We start from the raw sequence: 22102 nt of genomic DNA, 5'->3' as shown, positions 1-22102 counted from the left end.
GACGGAAGTCTTCGAGTATGACCTCAGCACCCCTCCCCACCGACCGTCACCCCTTCGCGCCGCCCGCCGCGCAGCTCCGTCCGAGCTCCGGGCAGCCGGCCGCGCAGGCCCGCTCCCTGACGAAGGTCTTCGGCAGCGGCCCCTCCGCCGTCACCGCGCTCGACGGCGTCGACGTCGACCTCGAGGCCGGTCGCTTCACGGCGATCATGGGCCCGTCGGGGTCGGGCAAGTCGACGCTCATGCACTGCCTCGCGGGGCTCGAGCGCCCGACGAGCGGGCAGGTCGTCATCGGCGGCACCGAGACGACGAGCCTGGGCGACCGTGCGCTGACGATCCTGCGCCGCGAGCGGATCGGCTTCGTCTTCCAGTCCTTCAACCTCCTGCCGATGCTCACCGCCCGGCAGAACGTCCTGCTGCCGCTCAGCCTCGCCGGCACCCGCGTCGACGAGGCGTGGTTCGACCACGTGACGGGCGTGCTGGGCATCACCGACCGGCTGCACCACCGGCCGGCCGAGCTCTCCGGCGGGCAGCAGCAGCGGGTCGCCACGGCGCGCGCGCTCGTCACCCGGCCCGACGTGCTCTTCGCGGACGAGCCGACGGGCGCCCTCGACTCCGCCTCCTCGGCCGAGCTGCTCGCCTTCCTGCGCACCTCGGTGCGCGAGCTCGGGCAGAGCGTCGTCATGGTGACCCACGACCCGCGGGCCGCCGCCTACGCCGACCGGGTCGTGCTGCTGGCCGACGGGCGGCTCGTCGACGACGTCGACGCCCCCACCGAGGACTCCGTCATCGCCGCCATGCGGCAGCTCGGGGCGTGATCGCGGTGCTCGAGCTGACCCTCGCCTCGCTGCGCACCCAGAGCCGCCGGCTCGTCGCCCCCGGTGTCGCCGTCGTCCTCGGCATCGCCTTCGTCGCCACCAGCCTCGCGCTCGGCCAGACGATGGGCGCCTCCGTGCGCGGCCTCGTCGCCGGCTACTACACCCACGTCGACACGGTCGTGTCGACCGACGAGGCCGACGGCCTCGACGCGTCCGTCCTCGACGAGGTCCGCGGCACCGAGGGCGTCGAGCGCGCCACCGGCGAGCTGACGGCGTACGCCAGGCTCGCAGGCGGGAACGCGAGCTCCTACCTCGTCGTCAGCACCGCGCCGACCTCCGACAGCCAGGCGCGGGTCGAGCGGGGACGACTCCCGCGAGGCACCTCGGAGATCGCCCTCTCGCGCTCGGTCGCCACCGCCCGAGGTCTCGACGTCGGCGACACGATCCGCCTCACGCCGCCCGACGCGCAGCGCCCGGCGAGCGCCCGCGTCGTCGGTGTCGTCGACGCCGGCCGCGACCCGCGGTGGGCGGGCGGCACCCCCGCCGTCTTCGGCACCCACGACGCCGTCACCCGGTGGACCGGGGCCGGCGGCTACACCGAGGTCGTCGCGCAGGCGGCGAAGGGGGTGAGCGACACCCAGCTGACCGACCGGGTCCGCGAGGCGGTCGGCGGCCCCGCAGGCGCCGAGGTGCGCACCGGCACCGAGCACGCCGACGAGGTCGCGTCCCGGCTGACCGGGGGCACCGACGTCTTCACCGCCCTGCTCATGGGCTTCGCTCTCGTCGCGCTCTTCGTCAGCGCGCTCGTCATCGGCAACACCTTCGCCATCCTCATGGCGCGGCGCACCCGTGAGACGGCGCTGCTGCGGGCGGTCGGCGGGTCTCGCGGCCAGGTCGTGCGGGGCGCGCTGCTCGAGGCGCTCGTCACGGGTGTCGTCTTCTCGGCCGTCGGGACGGCTCTGGGCATCGCCGCGTGCCGGGGGCTCGTCGCCGCCGCGTCGCTGCTGCCCGACTCGGTGCCGGCGCTCACCTTCTCCGTCGCACCGACGGCCGTGGTCGTCCCCTTCGTCACCGGTGTGCTCGTCGTGCTCGCCGCGGCGGTGCGCCCGGTCGTCGCCGCGAGCGCGGTCGCCCCGCTCGAGGCGCTGCGCCCGGTGCCCGCCGTCGCCGCCCGCAGCCGTCGGGGGCTCGTGCGCTGCGGCATCGGCGTCGCCCTCGTCGTCGTCGGCGGTGCCCTGCTCGTCGTCGGCGGGGCCGCGGGCGCGCTCCCGGCGGGACTCGCGGGCGGGATGCTCTCCTTCGTCGGCGTCCTGATGGCCGGCAGCCTGCTCGTGCCGGCGGTGGCCCGGGTCGTCGGGGCCGTGCCGGCCCGCCTGCTCGGGGCCCCCGGCCGCCTGGCCGCCGGCAACGCCGTCGCCAACCCGCGCCGTGCGGCCGCGACGACCGCGGCGCTGCTCGTCGGGGTCACCCTCGTGACGACGACGGCGGTCGGCGCGCGGACCGCGCAGGCCAGCGTCTCCGCCGCCCTCGACGAGCAGTACTCCGTCGACGCGGTCGTCACCGCACCGGACGGCGCGGTGCCCGCCGGGGTGCGCGAGCGGGTCGCCCAGGTCGACGGCGTGACCTCCGTCGCGAGCGTGCCGGGCTCCGAGCTCGTCGTCGTCGTCGACGGGCAGGCCCGCCGCGACCAGGTCGCCGCGGGCGTCGACGACGACGCGACGGCCGTCGTGCGCGACCCCGCAGCCTTCGCCGGGCTGCGCGACGGGGTCGTCCAGGTGTCGGAGGAGACCGCTCGGGGCCTGCGGCTCGTCGACGGCGACCGGGTCACCCTTCGCGGTCCGGACGGGCAGCTCACCGCCGCCGTCCAGGTGCGCGACTCGCTCGGCTGGCCGTGGACCCTCACCGCGGCCGACCTCCGGCGGGTCGACGCCGAGGCCGCCCCGCGCGCCCTGCTCCTCGGGCTCTCCGAGGAGGACGCCCAGCGCACCGTCGAGGGCCTGCAGGCCGTCACCGTCGACCGCGGGGTCGAGGTCGGCGGGTCGGCGATCCAGCGCGAGGAGATGGACAGCGTCCTCGACGTCGTGCTCTCCGTCGTCCTCTCGCTGCTCGCCGTGTCGGTGCTCATCGCGCTCGTGGGCATCGCCAACACGCTGTCGCTGTCTGTCCTCGAGCGCACGCGCGAGTCGGCGCTGCTCCGGGCGCTCGGGACGACCCGGGGTCAGCTGCGGGCAATGCTCGCCCTCGAGGCGGTCCTCCTCGCGCTCGTCGGCATCGTGCTCGGCACCGCCCTGGGCATCGGCTACGGCGTCGCCGGGGCGGGCTCGGTCGTCGGCCAGCTCACCGACCTGCGGGTCGTCGTCCCGTGGGGCCTGCTCGGCGGGGTCGCCGCGGCAGCCGTCGCCGCCGCGCTCGTCGCCTCGGTGCTGCCGGCCCGTCGTGCCGCCCGGGTGTCGCCGGCCGAGGCGCTCGCGACGGAGTAGGGCGGACGGGCGGGCCGACTCGCGTCGGGCCGGCCGGGGGGAGCTCCCCCGTCGGGCCCGTCTGCGGGCTCCCCCGCCGCCCAGCTCGCCGGCTCAGGGCAGCGGGAGCTGGTCGCCGGTCGACCACGGCTCGATGCGCACCCGTGAGCCGGCGGCCAGGCCCTCGGTGAGACCCGGCGGGCCGTCGACCTCGACGGTCTGCACCCCGCGGACCGACGCGTCGTCGCCGAGGTCGACCCGGAGCACCCGGGCCCCGTCCTCGACGTCACCGGGCGGGCGGGCCCGCCACCACACGGTGACCGAGGCGCTCTCGCCGGGCGCGAGGGTGATCGCCTCGACCTCGGCCGGCTCCCCCGTGACCGTGTAGTCGGCAGGCGTCGTCCACAGCGGGATCGGGCCGTCGTCGTCGGCGAGCCGCAGGTCGGGGTAGCCGCCGAGCACGCACGGCGCGTCGGAGGTGCTGCTCGCCCGCAGCACCGCCGAGCGGCCCCCGAGGGTGGGGTCGCCCGGCACGGCGGTCACGGTGAGGTCCGCGACGGTGCACGGCGACGTGGTCCGAGGCGGCGACGGGGTGGCCGCCTCGTCGTCGGCCGCGACGACCGAGGCGGGGTAGGGGTTGAGCAGGTCGCCGACGATCTCACCGGCCCGGTGCCACGTCGACCCGCCGAGGTCGACGTAGAGGGCCATGCCGAGCGGCAGGAGCAGGCTGCCGGCGAGCGTGGCCGAGAGCAGACGACCCCGGTGGGGGTGCTCGTCCTCGCGGCGCCCACCAGGCACGAGGCGGGTGCCGAGGGTCGCGACACCGGTGACCCCGGCGACGAGGAGGTCGGCGAGCAGGAAGGCCTCGCTCCACCCCTTGCTCTCGACGCCGACGACGAGCACCGGCACGACCCAGAGCATCGCGACGGTGAGGGTCGAGACGGCGAGGGCGCGCCACCACGAGCCGCGTCGCTCGGACTGGGGTCGGGCGAGGCGGTCGAGCGCGTCGAGGAAGACGGTGAGCCCGACCCACCACGCGGCGACGACCGCCCCGACCATGAGACCGCCGAAGATCACGGCGACGCCGAGGGCCGCGGCGGTGATCGCGTTGGTCACCCCGACGAAGCCCGCCGCGAGCAGCGCGTGCCGCCACGGCGGGGCCGCGTGCTCGTCGGGGATGCCGTCGCCGTGCGGGCTCTCGGGGCGGGTCCGCCCGACGGCGAGCATTCCCGCCACGAGCCCGACGACGCTCAGCGCGTGCAGGGCCCAGGCGCTGACGACGAGCGAGCGCAGCGCCGCCGGGTCGCACTCACCGCCGTCGGGGCAGCTGCTCCCCCATGCCGGCATGATCCGCTGGCCGAGGGCACCGAGGACGAAGAGCGCGAGCAGGCACAGCCCGAGGACGACACGCACCGTGCGGCGTCGGTCGAGCAGGGTCAGTCGCACGCTGCGACTCTGCCACGGGCAGGGTCAGAGCACGTGGTGACCCGGCTGGTCGGCGACGACCTCGAGCGCCGGGCGCACCCGCGGGGTCTTCGGCAGCACGCCGAGCCGCCCCGCCTGGAAGTCCTCGAAGGCGGTGACGAGCTCGTCCTTGGTGTTCATGACGAAGGGGCCGTAGGCCGCGACGGGCTCCCGGATCGGACGACCGCCGAGCACGAGCACCTCGAGCTGCGGGGTGCGCGAGTCCTGCCGGTCGTCGGCCGCGACCTCGATGACGTCGCCCGCACCGAAGACCGCGAGCTGTCCCTCGCGGACCGGCCGGCGCTCCTCGCCGACGACACCACGGCCCGAGAGCACGTAGACGAGCGCGTTGAAGTCGCGCTGCCACGGCAGCTGGACCCGCGCGCCCGGCGCCACGGTGGCGTGGACGAGCGAGATCGGGGTGTGCGTGATGCCCGGGCCGGAGTGCCCGTCGACGTCACCGGCGATGACGCGCAGCAGCGCGCCGCCGTCCTGGCTCGAGAGCAGGCCGACCTCGCCGGAGCGGATGTCCTGGTAGCGAGGGTCGGACATCTTCATCGCGCCGGGCAGGTTGACCCACAGCTGGATGCCGTGGAAGAGCCCGCCGCTCATGACGAGCTGCTCCGGCGGGGCCTCGATGTGCAGCAGCCCCGAGCCGGCGGTCATCCACTGGGTGTCGCCGTCGGTGATCGTGCCGCCGCCGCCGTGGGTGTCCTCGTGGTCGAAGGAGCCGTCGATGATGTAGGTGACGGTCTCGAAGCCCCGGTGCGGGTGCCAGCTCGTGCCGCGGGGCTCGAGCGGCGCGTACTCGACCTCACCCATCTGGTCCATGTGGATGAAGGGGTCGAGCCGCTCCATCGGCACACCGGCGAAGGCCCGCCGGACGGGGAAGCCCTCGCCCTCGAACCCCTTCGGGGCGGTCGAGACGGTGTGGACCGGGCGGACCACCGCGTCGGGCGCGGGCTGCGTCACGCGGGGCAGGGTGAAGATGTCGTCGACGGTGATGGCTGGCATGGCGCTCTCCTGGTGACGGGTGGTCGCTGACGACCCTACCAACAACGATTTATCGTTCAACTATTCCGCGACGAGCGGTCGCCGCACGCGACGGTGCCGCCACCCCTTCGCGAAGGGATGACGGCACCGGGTGACGCGGATCGCTCACTCCGCGCGGTCGGAGACCGCCTCGGAGGGGTGGTCGAGCGTCTCGCGCAGCGGCTTGGCCGGGATGAGCGCGGTCGCGACGAGCACGACGGCGAGGATCGGCAGACCGATGAGGAAGACGTTGTGCAGGCTCTCGGCCAGGCCCTGGCGGACCGCGTCGGCGACGACCGGGGGCAGCTTCGACAGCGCCGAGGGGTCGAGGACCGAGCCGATCGAGACCCCGCCGTCGCCCATCTGCTGCTGGGCGCCCGCCGGGAGGTGGCCGGCGATGCGGTCGGCCAGGCCGCTCGTCATGATCGTGCCGAAGACCGCGATGCCGACGGTCGAGCCGACGTTGCGGAAGAACTGCACGGTCGCCGTCGCGACGCCGAGGTCGCGGCGCGGCACGTCGTTCTGCACGACGAGGGCGTACTGCTGCATCGCCATGCCGAGCCCGAGGCCGAGGACCGTCATCGCGACGGTGAGCTGGGTCTGGGTCGCGGTGTGGTCGAGCCGGGTGAGCAGGAAGATGCCGAGCGCCATGACGAGCACGCCGGTGATCATGAAGGGCAGGTAGCGCCCCGTACGGGTGATGAGCTGGCCGGTGATGATGCCGAGCCCGATGAAGCCGACCATGAGCGGCATGAGGATGAGACCGGAGTTCGTCGCGTCGACGCCGATGACGCCCTGGGCGAAGACCGGGATGTAGATGATCGCGCCGAACATCACCATCGAGACCCCGAAGGCCGCGATGTTGGCCATCGAGAAGACCTTGCTCGAGAAGAGGCGCAGGGGGATGACCGGCTCGACCGCGCGGCGCTCGATGGCGATGAAGGAGAGCAGGGCGACGACGCCGACGGCGTAGAGGCCGATGGACTCCGCCGAGCCCCAGGCCCAGCTCGTGCCGCCGAGGGAGGTGGCGAGGAGCAGCGAGGTGAGCGCGACGGTGAGGGTGGCGATGCCGGCGTAGTCGATGGTCACCTCGCGAGCGGTGTGCTCGAGGTGGAGGAAGCGGCCGATGACGAAGAAGGCGACGAGGCCGATCGGCACGGCGACGAAGAAGAGGTAGCGCCAGCCCAGGTGGTCGGTGATGACACCGCCCGCGAGGGGGCCGGCGACCGAGGTGACGCCGAAGACGGCACCCATGAGGCCCTGGTACTTGCCGCGCTGACGCGGCGGGATGATGTCGCCGATGATCGTCTGCGACAGCGGCATGAGCGTGCCCATGCCGAGGCCCTGGACGGCACGACCGGCGACGAGCATCCAGAAGTTCTGGGAGAAGCCGCAGATGAGCGAGCCGACGATGAAGACGATGATGCCGGCGAGGTAGAAGCCGCGGCGCCCGAAGATGTCGGAGAGCTTGCCGACGACGGGGACCGTGCAGGCGGAGACGAGCATGGCCGCGGTCGCGACCCAGCTGTAGTGGTCGATGCCGCCGAGCTCGGCGACGATGCGCGGCATCGCGGGGCCGACGATCGTCTGGCTGACGGAGGCGACGAGCATGCCGAGCATGAGGCCGACGAAGACGCGCCGGTGCTCGGGGCTCAGCCGGTAGGGAGCGGCGCCGGCGGACGCCGGGTCGCTGGTGGCCGTCGTGGTGCCCACGGCCGGGGTGGTGACGCTCGCGCTCACGCGGAGCTCCTTTCGAGATGGGTGGTCAGGGGGCGGGAGGCGGCCACGTCGTCGCTCATCCGCTCGAGCAGGTCGGTCAGGGTCCGCACGTCGTCCTCGCTCCAGGAGACGAGGACCTCGGTGACGATCGCGGCGCGCGCCGCGCGCTCGGTCGTCAGCCGGGTCGTGCCCTCGTCGGTGAGGGCGACGCGGCAGGCCCGGCCGTCGTCGGGGTCGCGCTCTCGCACCACCCATCCGCGTCCTTCGAGCGAGGCGACCCGCCGGCTGACCGTCGACAGGTCGTGCCCGTCGGCGGCGGCGAGATCGCTGGGCCGGACCGAGCCGTGCCGCTCGACGGCGGCGAGGAGGGCGTAGTCGGGGCGCCGCAGGGCCTGCGGGTCGACCTCGGACCGGGTGGTGAAGGTGGCGGTGAGCTGGCGGAACGCGCGGGTCAGTGCGTCGTGGAGAGCACCCTGCGAGGTTCCTTGCATGCAGCAAGCATATGACAAACTTGCAGTCACTGCAAAGTAGGCGGGTCCCCCTCCCTCAGCCGTCTCCAGCACAATGGCCGCCATGAGCGAGCCAGAGCGTGGACGCCGGGCCGAGCGCAAGCGGGTGACCCGGGCCGCGTTGCACCGCGCCGCCCTGGAGATCGCCCATGACGAAGGGGTGGCCGCGGCGACCGTCGAGCGGGTCGCCGAGCGGGCGGGCGTGTCGCCCCGGACCTTCTTCAACTACTTCGCGACGAAGGACGACGCCCTCTCGGGCGTGGATCCCGACCTGCCGGCAGCACTGGCGCAGGCCCTGCGGGAGCGACCCCAGGACGAGCCGTTGCGCGACAGCCTTCGAGCGGTGCTCGTCGAGCGGATGGCGACCGCGACCCGCGAGCCGCAGATGTGGCGGATGCGGGCCGTCGTCGCGCGCGAGTCGCCCTCGATCTCCGTCGCGGTGCTCGGCGCGGGCGCGCAGACCGCCCGGGCGCTCGCGGACGCGGCCTACGCGCGCGAAGGGGTGGACCCGGCCGACGACATCGCCCCCGCCGTCGCCGTCTTCACCGCCCTCGGCGCCGTCCGCGCCGCCATCTGGACCTACGGCCAGCGCGGCTTCGAGGGCGAGATCGAGCCCCTCGTGCGGGAGTGCTTCGAGATCAGCGGCCTCTGACGGGCTCCGGCCTGCTGGTGGTCGAGGTGCGAAGGCCGCCCAGGCCTGAGCCTCGAGACCGCCACCCCGGCGGGTGAGCGCGAATCGCCGCTACACCCATGAGGTAGCGGCGATTCGCGCTCACCCGACAGGCGGAGACCGGCGGCGCGTGGTCTCGAGGCTCCTTCGTCGCACCTCGACCAGCGACGACCCCTACGCGGGGCCGACGATGAGGGTGGGGACGCGCAGGTCGGGGTCGCGGACGGTGGCGACGAGGGTGCCCTGCTTGCGACCAGGACGGACCTCGGAGACGTCGACCTCGGCACCGAGCAGCCGCTCGCGGACCGCGGCGACGTCGGGGGTGCGCCAGGCGATCCCGGAGAGGCGGTCGGCTCCCCCTTCGCCCCCGTCGCCCTCGCCGTCCAGACGCGTGACGACCTCGACGACCGAGTCGCCCGCGCGGAAGAACAGGCCGCGCATGCGGTGCTCGGGCATCGTGCGGTCCAGGCGCAGCTCGAGCCCGAGCCGCGCGCCGTACAGCGCCGCAGCCCGGTCGGGGTCGGTGCTGCTGACGACGACGTGGTCGACCCCTTCGATCCCGCCGCGGGGGTCGAGGTCGACCTGACCGGTCGTGCCCGCCACCCGCCACGACGTGCCGGCGACGTCGACGACGCCCCCGTCGACGGGCAGGCCGCGACGACCGATGAGGGTGAGCGTCTCGCTGACGTCCGTGGCCGCGAGGGTGACGGCGGCGAGCCCCTCGGGCCCCCCGACGGTCGGGCCGACGCCCACGGCGACACCGCCGACGACGAGCGCGGGCGAGTGCTCGATCCCGGCGAAGCGGCACCACGCCTCGCGGGTGGCGTCGACGTCCTCGGAGGCGATGCTCACCCCGCTGATCCCGACGACCTCCTGCGCGCGCTGCGTGTCACTCATGGGCGCAGCCTCGCAGGTGGGGGGCCGGCGACGCACGACGGCGTCGAGGGTCCCCGGTCACATGAGCTTGCGGACCACCGGCAGCGGCGCGACCTGCATGACCTTGGCGAGCGCGGCCCACGGGCGGGCGGGGACGAAGGCCTTCGCCCGACGCGCCTCGATCGCCGCGACCATCGAGCGCACGCCGGTCTCGGTGTCGACCATGAAGCGCACCTTCTGCTCTACCTTCTCGTTCATCTCCGAGCGGATGTAGCCCGGGCAGATGACGGAGACGTCGATGTCGAGGTCGGGCTTGCCGAGCATCTCGCTGCGGATGCCCTCGCCGAGGCTCGCGACGGCCGCCTTGCTCGCCGCGTACGCGGTCATCGACGACGGGAAGCCGCGCACCGAGGTCACCGAGCTGATGATGACGAGGTGCCCGCTCTTCTGCTCGCGGAAGACCTGCATCGCGGCCTCCGCCTGCGCGAAGGCCCCGAGGACGTTCGTCGTCAGCGTCTCGCGGTTGGCGTAGTGGCTGCCCTTGCCGACCGGCGCGCCCTTGCCGAGCCCGGCGTTGACGACGTAGCGCTCGATCGTGCCGAAGTCCTCCTGCACCCGCCGGGTCACCGCGAGCACCGCCTCGTCGTCGGTGACGTCGAGCGGGTAGGTCTCGACCCGGCGACCCGGGTGCGCCGCGGTGATCTCGGCCTGCAGCGCGTCGAGCCGGTCGGTGCGGCGGGCGGTGAGGGCGAGGTCGTGGCCGAGCGCCGCCATCTGACGGGCCATCTCGGCGCCGAGCCCGGAGCTCGCGCCGGTGATGAGGGTGGTGGGCATGGGGTCTCCTGCGGGTCAGCGGGCGGCGGGTCGGGCCCACCCTAGGAGGAGGTCGCGGCACGTGACCCGCGGGTAGGACGACCGTCACGGGACGAGCACGGTCCGCACCTCCCGCAGGACCGGGGTACGACCGAGCTCGTGGGCGGCCGCGGTCGTCGTACCCGCGCGTCACGAGGCGAAGGGGGGGCCCTCAGGCCGGAGGGAGGACGGCACCGGCGGCGGTGACGACCCGGCGAGCCAGGGCGTGCCCGGCCTCGACGGCGGCGACGAGCTCGCTCCCGGCGAGCGTCGCCCCGAGGAAGCCCGCGGCGAAGGCGTCGCCCGCGCCCGTCGTGTCGACGACCCCGTCGACGGGGGCGACGGGCACGACGAGCGCGTCCGCGCCGGCTCGCAGCACCCGCGTCGGGTCGGCACCGGCCCGGGCGAGGACGACCGTGACGGGATGGGCGTCGAGCCAGGCGGGGTCGTCGAGCCCGAGGGCGTGGACCTCGTCGGCGTTCGCGCTCACCCACGTCGGGGCGACCCGGGCGAGGACCTCGCGCACCCAGCCCGCGCCGTGGCGGTCGACGAGCAGGGTCGAGGAGAGGTCGACGCAGACCCGTCCGCCGGCGGAGCGCACCGTGTCCGCGGCCGCGGCGAGCGCGTCGGGCGTGCTCCCGCCGTCGAAGCCGTACAGCGGCAGGTGCAAGACCTCGACGCCGTCGAGCCACCCAGGATCGACGCTCTCGACGAGGGCGCTGGCCCCACGGCTCGGGTACATCGTGCGCTCGCCGTCCTGCTCGACGACGACGACGATGACGCCGGTCGTGCCGCGCTCCTGGACCCGGACGTCCACCCCGTGGCCGGCGAGCTCGGCGACGAGGGCCCGCCCGGCGACGTCGTCGCCGACGCACCCGACGAAGCGGGTCGGGGTGCCGCTCGCCGCGGCGAAGGCCGCGACGTTGGCCGCCGACCCACCCCGCTGCGTGCTCACCTGCGCGGCGACGTCGCTCCCCCGCCGCAGCGGCTCGTGGGTGAGGACGACGACGTCCTGGACGAGGTCGCCCGCGACCGCGAGCACGCGGCTCAGCCGCTCACGCCGACCGCGAGCGCCGTGGCGACCTCGCAGCCCAGCGCGACGTTGTTGCGGTAGAGCGCGACGTTGGCGTCGAGGGACTCCCCCTTCGTCGCGCGCTGGATGAAGTCGAGGAGGAAGGGCGTCGTCGCCTGGCCGCGCACGCCCTGGTCGTCGGCTGCCGCCCAGGCGCGCTCGATGACCTCGTCGAGGGCCACCGGGTCGAGGCTGTCGCCCTCGGGGATGGGGTTGCCGACGAGGACCGAGGCGGGCAGGCCCAGGCCGCGCGAGGCGCGGTAGAGCGCCGCGACCTGCTCGGGGCTGTCGACCTGCTGGGCGAGGGGGTAGCCGGAGTCGTGCACGTAGAAGCCCGGGTAGCGCAGGGTGCGGTAGCCGACGACCGGCACCGACAGGGTCTCGAAGCGCTCGAGCGTCGCGGGGATGTCGAGGATCGCCTTCGCGCCCGACGAGACGAGGACGACGGGCACCCGCGAGAGCGTCACGAGGTCGGCGGACTCGTCGAAGGTCGTGCTCGCCCCGTGGTGGACGCCGCCGAGCCCCCCGGTGGAGAAGACCTCGATGCCCGCGGCGTGCGCGAGGAAGGCGGTCGCCGCGATGGTCGTGCCGGCGCTCGCACCGGTGGCACGGGCGATCGGCAGCTCGCGCACCGAGGCCTTCATGACGTCCTCGCCGGCGAGCCGCTCGACCTGCGCGGTGCTCATGCCGACCGTCGCGACGCCGTCGACGACGCCGATTGTCGCGGGCACGACGCCGGCGGCGCGCACCTGCTCCTCGGCCGCCAGCGCGACCTCGAGGTTGCGCGGGCGCGGCAGCCCGTGGGTGAAGATCGTCGACTCCATCGCGAGGACCGGGCGGCCGGCGGCGACGGCCTCGCGCACCTCGCTCGAGACCGCGACGGCGGTGGGGTCGGGCAGGGTCGAGGTGGGGGACGAGTCGCTCACGCGGCACAGGCTATCCGGGGGTCGTCGGCCCCCTCTGCCGCGTCCCCGAGCGCGGGACGTGGCCGCTCAGGCGGGCCGGGTGACCCCGGCGACGTCGGCCCCGAGGACCTCGACGAGACGGGCTGCGGGGACGGTCGCGGCGACCCCGTGCGCGCCCGCGCCGATGGACACGCGGCGCCCCTCGGGCCGCAGGATCGAGGCGTCCGCGACGACCGGCCAGGCGTGCGTGGACCCGAAGGGGGTGATGGTGCCCCGCTCGTAGCCGGTCGCGTCGCGGGCGGTGCCCGCGTCGGGCATCGACAGCCGGCTCACCCCGAGGTGCTCGCGCAGCAGCGGCCAGTCGATCTCGCGGTCGCCCGGCACCAGGACGAAGAGGTGGTCGTCGTCGCCCCGTCGCACGACGAGGGTCTTGACGATGTCGGCCGGCTCCACGCCGCGCGCGGCAGCGGCCTCGGCGAGCGAGCCCACCCGGCCGTGCCGGGTCACCTCGTGCTCGATGCCGGCGGCGAGCATCGCCGCGACCGCCCTGCGCTCGCCGTCGGAGGTCTCGGCCGGCTCGTGCTCGCTCATCGCCCCAGCGTAGGGGCGGGCGGTGTCAGCCCAGGAGCCCCCCGACGTCACGCTCGAAGAGCGCCCGGGTGTCGCGCTCCTGCTCCGCGCTCTCCCAGGCGACCTCGTCGAGCTCGGCCAGGGCCTGCTCGGTGACCTCGGCGACGCCTGCGTCGGAGACGAGCCCCAGCCCCCGGGCCACCCCGGCGGCGCCGACGTAGGTGTCGACGACGTGCACGCCGAGCGCGGCCAGCCGGTCGCGCTCGGGCTGCGCCGTGGCGACGACGTCGTGGACGAAGACGGCGGGGCAGTCCTGCGGGTAGGCCTCGCGCATCCGGGTGCCGACGAGGACGTCACCCTGCCCGGTGTCGCCGACGAAGACGACGCCGTACTCGGGGAAGGCCTGCCGGTAGCGCTCGACGTTCGCGAGCTTGACGTCGGCCATCGCGTCCTTGCTGCGCAGCCCGAGGACCTCTCCGGCGAGCACCGAGGAGGAGACGACGCCGGCCGTGCGCAGCGCGTCCTTCGTCGAGCCCTCGACGAGACCCATCGCCAGCTCGGGCCGGGCGGTGACGAAGGTGAGGTCGCCGCGCGAGAGCGGGTTGTCGACCGGTCCGTCGTCGAGGGCCTGGAGGAAGGCGAGGACCCCCGGCACCGGGGTGTGCCCGCGGGGGTAGCGCGTCTCGTGGATCATCGGGAAGACGGTGTCGTCGATGTCGGAGAGCACCTTGACCCCGACCCTGCCGAGGGCCTGCGCCTCGGCGGCGAGATGGGCGAGGACCCGTGCGCGGATCTCGTCGTCGTCGACGTCGTCGAAGAGCAGCTCCTCGAGGTCGTGGTGGTCGTCGCGCCGGTTGATCGCGTTCTTCAGCTCCGTGAGCTCGACGCCGTGCACGCCGAGGAAGATCTCCGCGAGCCGGCGCTCGTCGGCGGCACTCGTCCACCCCTCCTGCAGCTCGTGCACCTCGGTGACCAGGTCCGCGCTCATCGGGCTCCTCCTACGACGTCGATCGCGCGTCGCTGGACGCGCACCCGCAGCCGGTCGACCCGGCCCATGATGTCTCCGTCGAGCTGGACGTGCAGCGGCTGGTCCGCGGTCACCTCGAGCTCGGCCGCCCGGCGGGTGCGCAGACCCGGCACGTCCCGCCGCAGGCCGAGGACCCCCTTCGCCGCCACCGGGAGCCAGCCGACGGGGCGGGCGACGGTCACCTCGAGGACGTCGAGGAGACCGTCGTCGAGCAGGGCGCCCGGGGCGATCTGGACGCCGGCGCGCACCCGGCCGCAGCTCGCGGCGAGCACGCTCCACGCGACGACGTCGCGGGCCGGGCCGTCGTCGAGGCGCACCCGGACGGGCACGGGGCGGCGCAGCGCGTGCCGCGCTGCCGGGGTGACGTAGGCGGGCCAGCCGATGCGGTGCTTGAGGTCGTCGCGGGTGTCGGCGACGGTGGCCGCGTCGTGGCCGATGCCGGCGAGGACGACGAAGGGGTGCTCGCTCCCGTCCTCGCCGAGGCGGGCGAGACCGAGGTCGAGGGGGCGGCGACGGCCGTCGAGGGCCGTGTCGACGGCCCGGCCCGTGTCGCGGGTCGCGAGACCGAGGTTGTGCGCCAGGAGGTTCGCGGTGCCGACGGGCACGAGCGCCATCGCGGCCCCCGTGCCGGCGAGCCCGTGGGCGACGGCGCGCACGGTGCCGTCGCCGCCGCACGCGAGGACGAGCTCGGCGCCGGCCCCGGCGGCCGCGGCCGCCTGGTCGCGACCGGTCGAGTCGACGGCGGTCTCGAGCACCTCGGGCTCGGGCCACCCGCGCTCGGCGCACCCCTGCGCGACCCGGTCGGCGACCCCCTTCGCCCGCGTCTTGGAGGGGTTGACCACCACCGCGACGCGCGTCATGCCCGAAGGCTACGGGTCGCGCCCGCCCGAGATGCCGGCACGAGCGCCGGGTACGGCCCATGCAGGCGCCGCGTCTTGGGGGCCTTGACATACAACCGATCGGTTGTATGTTTGTCGTGTGGCTGACGACGAGGACCGCGCGGACGCGATGTTCCACGCCCTCGCCGACCGGACCCGGCGCGACATCCTGCGCCGCGTGCTGGCCGGGGAGCACTCGGTGTCAGCGCTCGCGGAGAAGTACGACATGTCCTTCGCCGCGGTGCAGAAGCACGTCGCCGTCCTCGAGCGCGCGGGCCTGATCACCAAGCGACGCGAAGGTCGTACGGCGATGGCCAGCGGAGACGTCGAGGCCGTGCGCTCGGTGGGTCAGCTGCTCGGCGAGATCGAGCAGGTCTGGCGCGGCCGGGTCGCCCGGATCGACGACCTGCTCCTGCGCGGCAGCACCGACGTCTCACCGACCACCCCACCCGAGCAGGACCGAGAGGACTGAGCACCATGCCCGTCACCGACATCACCCCCGACGTCGAGGGTCGTACCCTCACCGTCGTCGCCGACTTCGCCGCCCCCGTCGACCGCGTGTGGCAGGTCTACGCCGACCCGCGCCAGCTCGAGCAGGTGTGGGGCCCGCCGGACTACCCCGCGACCTTCGTCGAGCACTCGCTGACGCCGGGCGGCCGGATGGTCTACTACATGACCTCGCCGGAGGGTGAGAAGTACTACGGCTACTGGGAGGTCGGCGACGTCGAGGAGCCCCGCCGCTTCGACTTCGCCGACGGCTTCGCCACGGACGAGGCCGGCACCCCTGCCCCGGAGCTGCCGGTGTCGCGCGCGACGATGACCTTCGAGGCCACCGACGGCGGCACCCGCCTGACCACCGTGTCGACCTACGAGAGCGCCGAGGCGCTCCAGCAGGTGCTCGACATGGGCGTCGTCGAGGGCACCGCGGGCGCGATGAACCAGATCGACGCGCTCCTCGCCGCCTGATCCCCCTTCGCCCCCTCCACTTTCCCGCCCAGGGCGGGAACATTCGACCTCGGGAAGGACATGTTCTTTCCCGAGGTCGCACTTTCCCGCCCTGGGCGGGAAAGCTGTGACTGGGGAGCGAAGGGAGACGAGGGCGAGGTCAGGCGCCGCGGCGGGAGTCGTCGTAGACGACGATCGAGCCGGAGTAGCAGGCCACCCAGACCCGCTTGGTCGTCGGCTCGTAGGTGACGCCGATCGGCAGGCCGTCGGTGGGCTCGGAGTCGACGAGCTCCATGTCGGCGGTGAGGATCTTCGAGACCCGCGCCGCGCCGTACTCGACGACGTAGAGGGCGGCGCCGTCCGGCGAGATCGCCGTCGAGCGCGGGTCGGCCGCGGTCTTCGCCTCGGCGACGACCTCCCCGCTCGACACCTCGACCTTGCTCACCGTCGCGGCCCCGCTGTTCGTCACGTAGAGGTAGTCGCCCTTGGGCGAGATGACGACGTGGCGCGGCTTGTCGCCGGTCTCGGCGAGGGTGCGCACGCTCCCCTTCGCGAGGTCGACCGCGACGGTGCGGTCGCTGCCCATGATCGCGACGTAGGCCGTCGTGCTGTCCGGGCTCACCGCGATGCCGCGGGGGTGCTGCCCGCCCGTGGGGATCGTGCGGGTCACCGTCCCCTTCGCCGCGTCGACGACGGTGAGGTCCATCGAGCACCAGTTGCTCACGAGGACCGAGCGGCCGTCGGGAGTCACGGCGACGTACTTCGGCACCGCGCCGACCTCGACGACCCGCCGCACCTCGAAGGTGCTCGTGTCGAGCTCGTAGAGATAGCTGTTGGAGATGCCGGCGCCCGAGGTGCACGAGTCGGCGCCCTCGGGGGCGAAGCCCTTGCCGTACATCGAGTACTGGCTCACCCACGCGGTGCGCCCGTCGGGGCTGAAGGCGACCTCGACCGGCGCGCCCTTGCTGCGACCGGGGTGGCCCTTCACCCCGAAGTCGGACAGGTCGACGGTGTCGGAGACCGTCGCCACCCGGGCGCCGTCGGGCCGGTAGGCGGTGACGGTGTGGCTGTACATCATGTTCTGCGCGAGGACGAGACCCTGGCCGCTCGCGACGACCGACTTCGGCGTGAGGCCGCCGGTGATCCGCTGCACCCGGACGAGCTCGGTGTCAGCGGTGCCCGCCGGCTCGCCCTGCTCCTCCTGGGGGCGAAGGGGTGGCGCCGCCTGCTCGACCGTCGTCGCCTTCTTCGCCGGCGCGGCTGCGGCGACGGGGGTGGCGGCAGCCGCGGGCTCCGCGTCGTCGCCGCCGAGGAGCACGCGGCCGAGCGCGCACAGCCCGAGCACGACGGCGATGACCACCGCGAGCGCGACGAGGCGGCGCCTCTTGTAGACCGGGTCGTCGTCGACGTACATCCCTGCTCCCCCTTCGGGTCTCGCGCGTCCCCCGCGCGACCCGGCCACGCTATGGCGGCTCCGCCGCCGGTCCGGGGAGGCGCACCGCGAAGGGGGTACCTGGGGAGGGGGTGCGCCAGCCCGAGGGCTGAGGACGACGCGGTGGGAGGGCACCTACCGTCGAGACGTGACCGACACGACGGACGAGACGCCGCACATCGACATCGAGGACCCGCAGGTGTGGGTGCTCGACATCGACGGGCGCCGGCACGAGGTGCGCACCTCGCAGCGCGGCTTCCGCAACCTCGCGACGTGGTCGGTCGACGGCGTCGAGGTCGCGTCGAGCAGCGGCAGCGCGGACTCCCTCGAGCTCGTCGTGCCCGACGACCACGAGCTCGTCGAGGAGATCGGCGCGATGAAGGCCCGTTTCGCCGCGACCGGGCGCCCGCGCCGGGTGACGCACTTCGCGGGGGCGAAGTCCGCGGCGCTGCCCCGGGCGCTCGTCGGGACCGGGGGCACCGACCTCGACCCCGAGCCGGGGAGCCGGGCGCACCGCCGGGAGGAGTGGGCCGTACGGCACCCGGTGCTCGCCTCCGCCGACGACGTCCTCGGCGGTGCGGGCAAGGTCGTCGTGCCGCTCCTCCTCGCCGCGCTGCTGCCGGTCCTCGGACGCCTCCTCCCGGACTGGGACCTCGACCTGCCGAGCGTCGACCTCCCCTCGATCCCGTGGCCCGACCTGCCCTCGATCCCCTGGCCCGACCTGTCGGTGCCCTGGCCGGACGTCACCCTGCCGGGGTGGGTGGGCGCGCTCCTCGGCGCCGCGAAGGTGCTGTGGCCGCTCCTGCTCGGCATCGCCGTCGCGGTCGGCGAGCACCGCCGTCGGCGACGCAACGCCGCGGCGCGCGACGACCGGGAGGCTCAGCAGACGGGCGAGGGGGCTCGCGACGGGGACGCGGACGCCGGGGCGGCGCGGCCCGGCCTGGACGAGGAGGAGTGAGCTGTCGGAGGTGCGGCGTAGCGTGATCTGGTGACAACGGCCCGCCCCGCACCCGCTCCGACCAGCTCCACGAACGCCCAGGGTCCGGACAACCCCTGGCCCGCCCTCTGGGCCCTCGTCGTCGGCTTCTTCATGATCCTCGTCGACGCCTCGATCGTCTCCATCGCCACCCCCGCGCTCATGGCCGACTTCGGCGCCGACATCGAGTCGGTCGTGTGGGTGACGAGCGCCTACCTCCTCGCCTACGCGGTGCCGCTGCTCATCACCGGTCGCCTTGGCGACCGCTTCGGGCCCAAGCGCATCTACCTCGTCGGGCTCGTCGTCTTCACCCTCGCCTCGCTCGCCTGCGGGCTCAGCGGGTCGATCACCGCGCTCGTCGTCGCCCGCGTCGTCCAGGGCCTCGGCGCGGCCATGATGACGCCCCAGACGATGTCGGTCATCACCCGCACCTTCCCCGTCGACCGCCGCGGCTCCGCGATGGCGCTGTGGGGCGCGACCGCCGGCGTCGCCTTCCTCGTCGGCCCGCTCCTCGGCGGCGTCCTGCTCGACAGCGTCGGCTGGGAGTGGATCTTCTTCATCAACGTGCCGGTCGGCATCGCCGGGCTCGTCGCCGCGTGGCGGCTCGTCCCCGACCTCGAGACCCGCGGTCACTCCTTCGACTGGGTCGGTGTCGTGCTGTCCGCCGTCGGCCTCTTCGCCGTCGTCTTCGCCGTCCAGGAGGGCGAGCGCTACGACTGGGGCACGATCACCGGGCCCCTCTCGGTGCCGCTCCTCGTCGTCGTCGGCCTCGTCGTCCTCGCCGCCTTCGTGTGGTGGCAGTCCCGCGTGCGCCCCGAGCCTCTCGTGCCGCTCGGCCTCTTCCGCGACCGCAACTTCTCGCTGTCGAACATCGCCATCACGACGATGGGTCTGGCGATCACCGCGATGATGTTCCCCCTCCTCGTGTGGCTGCAGAGCGTGCGGGGCCTGTCCCCCACGCAGGCGGCGCTCGTCCTCGCCCCGCAGGCGATCGCCTCGATCGTGCTCGCCCGCCCCGTCGGCCAGCTCGTCGACCGCATCCACCCCCGGATCCTGCCGACCATCGGGCTGAGCGGCTTCGCGGTGACCCTCGTCGTCCTCGCCCTGCTCATGCGCGCCAACGCCCCGCTGTGGGCGGTCGTGCTCACCTCGACCTTCGTCGGCGTGACCGGCGCCTCGATCTGGGGCCCGCTCGCGACGACCGCCAACCGCAACCTCCCGGTGCAGCTCGCCGGGGCCGGCTCGGGCGTCTACAACACGACCCGCCAGGTCGGCTCGGTCGTCGGCAGCGCGGCCATCGCCGCCCTCATGAGCTCGCGCATCGCGGCCAACGTCGGGGGTGGCGCCGGTCAGGGCATGAGCATGGAGGGCGCCGGGGCGTCGGCCCAGCAGATCCCGCCGGCCGTCGCCGACGCCCTGTCGAAGGCCTTCGGCGAGGCGATGCTGCTGCCCGCCGCCGTCCTCGTCGTCGGCGCCCTCGCCGCCGCCGGCCTGGAGCGGATGAGCCACACGAAGGGCTGAGCCCCGGGGCCCGGCGGATCACCCCTTCGCCGGCCGCCCTCCCCCCCTTCGCCCTCCCCCCTTCGCCGAGGTATGGCTATCGGTCGGGATCCGCACCGGATCTCGACCGATTGCCATATCTCGGCGGGGCGGGAGATGAAGGGGCGAGGGCGAAGGGGGGTCAGGCGTGGGGGTGGTGGATGGGGCCGTCGCGGTGGGAGAGCCGGGTGCCCGCGCCGCCCCACTGGAGCGCGATGATCTCGGCCGCGATCGACACCGCTGTCTCCTCCGGGGTCCGCGCCCCGAGGTCGAGGCCGATCGGCGAGCTGAGCCGCGCGAGCTCGGCCTCGGTGACCCCGGCGGCCCGCAGCTGGGCCTCGCGCTCCTCGTGCGTGCGCCGCGAGCCCATCGCCCCGACGAAGGCGACGTCCAGCCGCAGGGCCACCTCGAGCAGCGGGATGTCGAACTTCGGGTCGTGCGTGAGCACCGTGAGCGCGGTGCGCCGGTCGATGCGCCCGGCCTCGGCCTCCTCGCGCAGGTACTGGTGAGGCCAGCGCACGACGACCTCGTCGGCGCCGGGCAGCCGGGCGGCGGTGGCGAAGGTGGGCCGCGCGTCGCACACCGTCACGTGGTAGCCGAGCAGACGCCCCTGGCGCACCATCGCCGAGGCGAAGTCGATCGCCCCGAAGACGACGAGCCTGGGCCGGGGCGCGAAGACCTCGACGAAGACCCGCATCCCCTCGCCGCGCCGCTCCCCGGACGTGCCGTAGGTGAGCAGCTCCGGCGTGCCCTGCGCGAGCAGGCCCCGGGCGTCGTCGGTGACGGCGTCGAGCCCACGGCGACCGCCCGGGAAGCCCGCGGCGTCGACCTCCTCGCGCTCGTCCGCCCCCGGGTGCACGACGAGACGCCGCCCGACGAAGGCGGCGTCGGTGTGCTCGACGACGGTCGCCACGGCGACCGGGCGCCCGGAGCGGATGTCCTGCGCGATCGCGCCGAGCTCGGGGAAGAGGTCGCGCGAGACGGGCTGCACGAAGAGCTCGAGCGTGCCGCCGCAGGTGAGACCCACCTCGAGCGCGTCGCCGTCGCTCACGCCGTAGCGGACCAGCTGCGGCGCGCCGGCGGTCGCGACCTCCTGGGCGAGCTCGTAGACCGCACCCTCGACGCAGCCTCCGGAGACCGAGCCCACGGCGCGGCCCTCGTCGACGAGCATCGCCGCGCCGGGCTGGCGCGGCGCGGAGCGCCAGGTCTCGACGAGGGTGGCCAGACCGACGGTGCGGCCGGCTCGCCAGCTCTCGACGAGGTCGTCGAGGACGTCACGCACGGCGGGCTCCCTTCGTCACGGCCTCGGCGGTCCTCGCAGGCTAGCCCGAGCAGCCGGCTCAGTACCGACCGCTGAGCAGGCTCCCGGCCTCGGGCGCCTCGGCGGGCAGGCCGAGGTCGGTGAGGATCGACCAGGCGGTCGCCGTCGCGGCCGACAGCACGGGCTTGCCGTAGGCGTCCTCGACGGCCTGGATCGCCGGCAGCGAGGGCATCTGCACGCAGGCCGAGAGCACGAGCGCGTCGGCGTCCTCGAGGGCCTGGGCGTCGAGCCGCTTCCAGTGCTCGGTGAGGTCGGCGGGGTCGAGGCGGGCGACCTCGAGGTTGTCGGAGACCTCGAGCGAGAGGGTGTCGAGGACCTCGAAGCCCGCGTCGACGACGTAGTCGGCGACGAGCTGGGTCAGCGGCTTCATGTACGGCGTCACCATGACGACCTTGCGCGCGCCGAGCGCGGTGAGCGCGCGCAGGAGGGCGCCCGCGCTGCTGATGACGGGGGCGCTCACCCCTTCGCTGTCGAGGGCGGCGCGCATCTGGTCCTCGGCGGTGCAGTGGTAGCCCGCACCCTGCGCCATGATCGCGACGAGGCAGGCCGAGGCGACGACGTCGGGACGCGCGTCGGCGAGCTCGAGCGAGGCGCGCTCGGTCTGCGCGTTCATCTTCACGAGCTCCTCGGGCGTCACGTGCTTCATCCGCATGCGGCTCGAGTGGAAGACGAAGTGGTCCTGGGGGTGCACGAGCTCGCGTCGCCCGAAGATCTGCGGCAGCTCGGTCTCCATCGTCAGGTTCGAGCTCGGCACGATCATCCCGATGTGGCGGGTCGTGGCGGAGGTCGTCGGCAGGGGCTGAGCGGCAGTGGTCATAAAACATTCGTACACGCACTAGTTGCCGTTGACAAGGCCCTCTCGGCCACCGGTCGGGTGCACCTGGCGGACGGCCGACGTATCCGTCGAGATCCCCTGTCGCGCACCGGATTTCCGCCATGTTTCCGCGAGGTTTCGGGGGTGGAGGGAGACCCCCGGCCCGCGACAGCCGCCCGTCGAGAAGTTCCGCCGAAGGTCTTGACGGTCCCAACTAGTGCGTATAG

At 74.2% G+C, this 22102-nt stretch carries 21 protein-coding genes; 7 read left to right on the top strand and 14 right to left on the bottom strand.

Annotation, left to right across the window (positions count from 1 at the left end):
• Positions 1 to 17: 17 nt before the first annotated feature.
• Together EEW87_RS13100 and EEW87_RS13095 are read left to right on the top strand one after the other, a co-directional pair.
• Entirely contained in the window at positions 18 to 815 is a 798-nt protein-coding gene (locus EEW87_RS13100) for an ABC transporter ATP-binding protein (protein WP_123092632.1), read from the top strand.
• Complete coding sequence (locus EEW87_RS13095; protein ID WP_123092633.1) at positions 812 to 3295, top strand: FtsX-like permease family protein; 2484 nt, start codon at positions 812 to 814, stop codon at positions 3293 to 3295. The genes EEW87_RS13100 and EEW87_RS13095 overlap by 4 nt, the downstream gene beginning before the upstream one ends.
• A gap of 93 nt (positions 3296 to 3388) precedes the next feature.
• Here EEW87_RS13095 and EEW87_RS13090 read toward each other — a convergent pair whose 3' ends face one another.
• The 4 genes from EEW87_RS13090 to EEW87_RS17055 form a co-directional block, all read right to left on the bottom strand.
• A complete protein-coding gene (locus EEW87_RS13090) occupies positions 3389 to 4720 on the bottom strand; it encodes a DUF4232 domain-containing protein (protein WP_123092634.1) in 1332 nt (443 codons plus the stop codon).
• Positions 4721 to 4744: 24 nt separating this feature from the next.
• A complete protein-coding gene (locus tag EEW87_RS13085) occupies positions 4745 to 5752 on the bottom strand; it encodes a pirin family protein (RefSeq protein ID WP_068271463.1) in 1008 nt (335 codons plus the stop codon).
• 144 nt (positions 5753 to 5896) lie between these two features.
• A complete protein-coding gene (locus tag EEW87_RS13080) occupies positions 5897 to 7510 on the bottom strand; it encodes an MDR family MFS transporter (protein WP_318825917.1) in 1614 nt (537 codons plus the stop codon).
• Positions 7507 to 7980 (bottom strand): MarR family winged helix-turn-helix transcriptional regulator, encoded by a 474-nt coding sequence (locus EEW87_RS17055; protein ID WP_163562455.1) that lies wholly within the window; start codon positions 7978 to 7980, stop codon positions 7507 to 7509. The genes EEW87_RS13080 and EEW87_RS17055 overlap by 4 nt, the downstream gene beginning before the upstream one ends.
• A gap of 82 nt (positions 7981 to 8062) precedes the next feature.
• Here EEW87_RS17055 and EEW87_RS13070 point away from each other — a divergent pair, with 82 nt between their 5' ends.
• On the top strand, positions 8063 to 8650 hold the full coding sequence (locus EEW87_RS13070; RefSeq protein WP_068272405.1) for a TetR/AcrR family transcriptional regulator: 588 nt from the start codon (positions 8063 to 8065) through the stop codon (positions 8648 to 8650).
• 192 nt (positions 8651 to 8842) lie between these two features.
• Here EEW87_RS13070 and EEW87_RS13065 read toward each other — a convergent pair whose 3' ends face one another.
• The 7 genes from EEW87_RS13065 to EEW87_RS13035 form a co-directional block, all read right to left on the bottom strand.
• Positions 8843 to 9565, bottom strand: a complete 723-nt coding sequence (locus EEW87_RS13065) for a VOC family protein (RefSeq protein WP_123092637.1) — start codon at positions 9563 to 9565, stop codon at positions 8843 to 8845.
• Between the two features lie 57 nt (positions 9566 to 9622).
• Positions 9623 to 10378, bottom strand: a complete 756-nt coding sequence (locus EEW87_RS13060) for an SDR family oxidoreductase (protein ID WP_123092638.1) — start codon at positions 10376 to 10378, stop codon at positions 9623 to 9625.
• Between the two features lie 190 nt (positions 10379 to 10568).
• Positions 10569 to 11438 carry a carbohydrate kinase family protein gene (locus EEW87_RS13055; protein ID WP_123092639.1) on the bottom strand — a complete coding sequence of 290 codons (870 nt, stop codon included), beginning with the start codon at positions 11436 to 11438 and terminating at the stop codon, positions 10569 to 10571.
• A gap of 5 nt (positions 11439 to 11443) precedes the next feature.
• Positions 11444 to 12394 carry a pseudouridine-5'-phosphate glycosidase gene (locus tag EEW87_RS13050; protein WP_240341599.1) on the bottom strand — a complete coding sequence of 317 codons (951 nt, stop codon included), beginning with the start codon at positions 12392 to 12394 and terminating at the stop codon, positions 11444 to 11446.
• A 66-nt stretch (positions 12395 to 12460) separates the two neighbouring features.
• A complete protein-coding gene (locus tag EEW87_RS13045) occupies positions 12461 to 12964 on the bottom strand; it encodes an aminoacyl-tRNA deacylase (protein WP_123092744.1) in 504 nt (167 codons plus the stop codon).
• Between the two features lie 25 nt (positions 12965 to 12989).
• Positions 12990 to 13931, bottom strand: a complete 942-nt coding sequence (locus EEW87_RS13040; RefSeq protein ID WP_123092640.1) for a phosphatase domain-containing protein — start codon at positions 13929 to 13931, stop codon at positions 12990 to 12992.
• Positions 13928 to 14830: a diacylglycerol/lipid kinase family protein gene (locus EEW87_RS13035; protein WP_123092641.1), complete on the bottom strand. Its 903-nt coding sequence runs from the start codon at positions 14828 to 14830 to the stop codon at positions 13928 to 13930. The genes EEW87_RS13040 and EEW87_RS13035 overlap by 4 nt, the downstream gene beginning before the upstream one ends.
• A gap of 148 nt (positions 14831 to 14978) precedes the next feature.
• Here EEW87_RS13035 and EEW87_RS13030 point away from each other — a divergent pair, with 148 nt between their 5' ends.
• Together EEW87_RS13030 and EEW87_RS13025 are read left to right on the top strand one after the other, a co-directional pair.
• Positions 14979 to 15320: an ArsR/SmtB family transcription factor gene (locus EEW87_RS13030; protein ID WP_068272399.1), complete on the top strand. Its 342-nt coding sequence runs from the start codon at positions 14979 to 14981 to the stop codon at positions 15318 to 15320.
• A 5-nt stretch (positions 15321 to 15325) separates the two neighbouring features.
• The gene (locus EEW87_RS13025; protein ID WP_123092642.1) at positions 15326 to 15814 is read left to right on the top strand and encodes an SRPBCC family protein; all 489 of its coding nucleotides are present in this window, start codon (positions 15326 to 15328) and stop codon (positions 15812 to 15814) included.
• A gap of 139 nt (positions 15815 to 15953) precedes the next feature.
• Here the strand turns inward: EEW87_RS13025 and EEW87_RS13020 are convergent, their stop codons facing one another.
• Complete coding sequence (locus EEW87_RS13020) at positions 15954 to 17207, bottom strand: YVTN family beta-propeller repeat protein (protein ID WP_163562454.1); 1254 nt, start codon at positions 17205 to 17207, stop codon at positions 15954 to 15956.
• A 166-nt stretch (positions 17208 to 17373) separates the two neighbouring features.
• Between EEW87_RS13020 and EEW87_RS13015 the strand changes: the two genes are divergently transcribed.
• Together EEW87_RS13015 and EEW87_RS13010 are read left to right on the top strand one after the other, a co-directional pair.
• Positions 17374 to 18183: a hypothetical protein gene (locus tag EEW87_RS13015; RefSeq protein WP_123092644.1), complete on the top strand. Its 810-nt coding sequence runs from the start codon at positions 17374 to 17376 to the stop codon at positions 18181 to 18183.
• Positions 18184 to 18213: 30 nt separating this feature from the next.
• Positions 18214 to 19722 (top strand): DHA2 family efflux MFS transporter permease subunit, encoded by a 1509-nt coding sequence (locus EEW87_RS13010; protein ID WP_123092645.1) that lies wholly within the window; start codon positions 18214 to 18216, stop codon positions 19720 to 19722.
• A 160-nt stretch (positions 19723 to 19882) separates the two neighbouring features.
• On the opposite strand, the gene EEW87_RS13005 is transcribed toward EEW87_RS13010, so the two are convergent.
• Together EEW87_RS13005 and EEW87_RS13000 are read right to left on the bottom strand one after the other, a co-directional pair.
• Positions 19883 to 21022, bottom strand: coding sequence for an XdhC family protein (locus EEW87_RS13005; RefSeq protein WP_123092646.1), 1140 nt, complete (start codon positions 21020 to 21022; stop codon positions 19883 to 19885).
• A gap of 58 nt (positions 21023 to 21080) precedes the next feature.
• A complete protein-coding gene (locus EEW87_RS13000; RefSeq protein WP_123092647.1) occupies positions 21081 to 21878 on the bottom strand; it encodes a maleate cis-trans isomerase family protein in 798 nt (265 codons plus the stop codon).
• Positions 21879 to 22102: the final 224 nt, after the last annotated feature.

This window comes from Janibacter melonis (genome assembly GCF_003721155.3).
GTDB classification, from domain to species: domain Bacteria; phylum Actinomycetota; class Actinomycetes; order Actinomycetales; family Dermatophilaceae; genus Marihabitans; species Marihabitans melonis.
This window is presented reverse-complemented; position numbering and strand designations above follow the sequence as displayed.

Excerpts from the sequence above, each read along its gene's own strand:
- EEW87_RS13100 (WP_123092632.1), top strand. The coding sequence starts at position 18 with ATGACCTCAGCACCCCTCCCCACCGACCGTCACCCCTTCGCGCCGCCC.
- EEW87_RS13085 (WP_068271463.1), bottom strand. The coding sequence starts at position 5,752 with ATGCCAGCCATCACCGTCGACGACATCTTCACCCTGCCCCGCGTGACG.
- EEW87_RS17055 (WP_163562455.1), bottom strand. The coding sequence starts at position 7,980 with ATGCAAGGAACCTCGCAGGGTGCTCTCCACGACGCACTGACCCGCGCG.
- EEW87_RS13070 (WP_068272405.1), top strand. The coding sequence starts at position 8,063 with ATGAGCGAGCCAGAGCGTGGACGCCGGGCCGAGCGCAAGCGGGTGACC.
- EEW87_RS13065 (WP_123092637.1), bottom strand. The coding sequence starts at position 9,565 with ATGAGTGACACGCAGCGCGCGCAGGAGGTCGTCGGGATCAGCGGGGTG.
- EEW87_RS13060 (WP_123092638.1), bottom strand. The coding sequence starts at position 10,378 with ATGCCCACCACCCTCATCACCGGCGCGAGCTCCGGGCTCGGCGCCGAG.
- EEW87_RS13045 (WP_123092744.1), bottom strand. The coding sequence starts at position 12,964 with ATGAGCGAGCACGAGCCGGCCGAGACCTCCGACGGCGAGCGCAGGGCG.
- EEW87_RS13040 (WP_123092640.1), bottom strand. The coding sequence starts at position 13,931 with ATGAGCGCGGACCTGGTCACCGAGGTGCACGAGCTGCAGGAGGGGTGG.
- EEW87_RS13035 (WP_123092641.1), bottom strand. The coding sequence starts at position 14,830 with ATGACGCGCGTCGCGGTGGTGGTCAACCCCTCCAAGACGCGGGCGAAG.
- EEW87_RS13030 (WP_068272399.1), top strand. The coding sequence starts at position 14,979 with ATGTTCCACGCCCTCGCCGACCGGACCCGGCGCGACATCCTGCGCCGC.
- EEW87_RS13025 (WP_123092642.1), top strand. The coding sequence starts at position 15,326 with ATGCCCGTCACCGACATCACCCCCGACGTCGAGGGTCGTACCCTCACC.
- EEW87_RS13020 (WP_163562454.1), bottom strand. The coding sequence starts at position 17,207 with ATGTACGTCGACGACGACCCGGTCTACAAGAGGCGCCGCCTCGTCGCG.
- EEW87_RS13000 (WP_123092647.1), bottom strand. The coding sequence starts at position 21,878 with ATGACCACTGCCGCTCAGCCCCTGCCGACGACCTCCGCCACGACCCGC.